The following is a 2,124-nucleotide window of genomic DNA, read 5'->3' as shown; positions in this document are numbered from 1 at the left end:
GCCCAGCGCGCGGGCCAGGATGGCGGTGTGCGACTGCGGTCCGCCGCCGGCGGTGACCAGCGCGATGACCTTGGCCGGGTCCAGCGTGGCCGTGTCCGCCGGCGCCAGGTCTTCGGCGACCAGCACGAACGGCACGTCCGAATCGGGGATGCCCGGGGCCGGCACGCCGCGCAGCTGGGCCACAATCCGGGCGCGGACATCGAGCACATCCGCGGCCCGCTCGGCCATGTAGCCGCCGAGCGCCTTGAGCTGCTCGGCCACCTGCTCCGCGGCCTCCCAGACCGCCCGCTCGGTGCTGCGGCCCGCGGCGAGGAGCTTCGCCGCCGACTTCAGCAGCATCGGGTCGGCTGCCATCAGGGACGTGGCCTTGAGGACCTCGGCGGCATCCCCGCTGGCGTGGGCGGCGCGGGCCTTCAGCTCGGCCTGGACCGCCTTGGCTGCGGTGCGCAGCCGCTCGGTTTCCGTTTCGGCGGTGGTGCCGGCCGGCAGCCCGGCGGTGGCATCAGGTTCGGGGATGGCGGGCGGCATCTGCAGCACGGGGCCGATGACGCGGCCCGGGCTGACGCCTGCTCCGGTGATGCTGCTCATTCTTACCTCACTGTGGGTTCTGGTTCGAAACTGGGTGCCGTCAGGCTGCCACCGGGGCGGGCTCGGCCGCCACCTCTTTGCGCACGGCGTAGCGCTTCAGGGCGAGGACCGCGAGGGCGGAGACCACCGCTCCGGCCGCGACCGCGACAATGAACATCAGGACGTTGCCGATGGCGAAGAAGACGAAGATGCCGCCGTGCGGAGCCTGCGAGGTGACACCGGCCGCCATGGTCAGGGCACCGGTGACCGCGCCGCCAAGCATGCTGGCCGGGATGACGCGCAGCGGATCCGCCGCGGCGAACGGGATGGCACCTTCGGAAATGAAGGCCGCGCCGAGCAGCCAGGCCGCCTTGCCGTTCTCTCGTTCGGCGAGGGAGAAGCGCTTGCGGTCCAGCACGGTGGCCAGCGCCATGGCCAGCGGCGGCACCATGCCTGCGGCCATCACGGCGGCCATGATCAGCCAGGGCGCCTGGTTGTCGGCGCTGCCGGCACCGAGGCCGGCGACGGCAAATGCGTAGGCGACCTTGTTGACCGGACCGCCGAGATCGAAGCACATCATCAGGCCGAGGATGACGCCCAGTGCCGCGGCGGAGACGCCGGTGAGTCCGGACAGCCAGGCATTCAGGGCGTTGGTCAGTCCGGCGATCGGGCCGCCGAGGACCAGGAACATGAGGCCCGAGGCCACGATGGACGCCAGCAGCGGGATGATCACCACGGGCATCAGGCCGCGCAGCCAGCGCGGGACGGACCAGGTGCCGATCAGGTGCGCGATCCAGCCGGCCAGCAAGCCGCCAACCAAGCCGCCCAGGAAGCCCGCGCCCATGAATCCGGCGACGGCACCCGCGGTGAAGCCCGGGGCGATGCCCGGCCGGTCGGCGATGGCGTAGGCGATGTAGCCGGCCAGCGCGGGGACCAGGAAGCCCATGGAGAGCGCGCCGATCTTGAAGGCGACCGCGCCCAGGTAGGTGAGCAGTCCGCCGTCGGGCAGGTTGCCGAAGTTGTTCTGCAGGACCACGTCGTCCGCGATGTCCGTGATGGCGTAGCCGCCGAGCAGGAAGCCGAGGGCGATCAGCAGGCCGCCGCCGGCGACGAACGGGATCATGTAGCTGACGCCGGTGAGCAGGGCGCGCTTGAGCTTGGCGCCGATGCTTTCGCCGGCCTCGCCGGTTTCGTGCGAGGCGACGTCGGCGGTGGTGCTGACGCGCCGGGCGTTGGGGTTGTCCGCGGCGGCGAGGGCCTCGCGGATCATCACGTCCGGTTCGTCGATGGCGCGCTTGACCGGGGACTGGATGACCGGCTTGCCGGCGAAGCGCTCCTTCTCGCGGACGTCCACGTCGACGGCGAAGATCACGGCGTCCGCAGCGGCGATGATGGCCGGATCCAGCGGCGTGGCGCCGGCCGAGCCCTGCGTCTCGACCTGCAGGTCGATGCCGGCTTCCTTGGCCGACGCGGCCAGCGAATCGGCGGCCATGTAGGTGTGGGCGATGCCGGTGGGGCAGGCGGTCACGGCGACCAGGCTCTTCGGCCGGGCGGCGG

At 72.0% G+C, this 2,124-nt stretch carries 2 protein-coding genes; both read right to left on the bottom strand.

The annotated features are described in order from the left end of the window. Positions 1-588, bottom strand: a 588-nt coding sequence (locus D477_RS20795; protein WP_005275534.1) for a phosphoenolpyruvate-utilizing N-terminal domain-containing protein, incomplete at its 3' end; no start/stop codon positions are given. Positions 589-628: 40 nt separating this feature from the next. Beyond that, positions 629-2,124 (bottom strand): PTS fructose transporter subunit IIC (locus D477_RS20790; RefSeq protein WP_005275532.1); only part of this gene is annotated, 1,496 nt, incomplete at its 5' end.

The sequence above is a fragment of the Arthrobacter crystallopoietes BAB-32 genome, from assembly GCF_000328305.2.
In the GTDB taxonomy this organism is placed as follows: Bacteria; Actinomycetota; Actinomycetes; order Actinomycetales; family Micrococcaceae; genus Crystallibacter; species Crystallibacter crystallopoietes_A.
The sequence above is the reverse complement of the archived record's forward strand: the minus strand, read 5'-3'. Positions and strand labels throughout refer to the sequence as shown.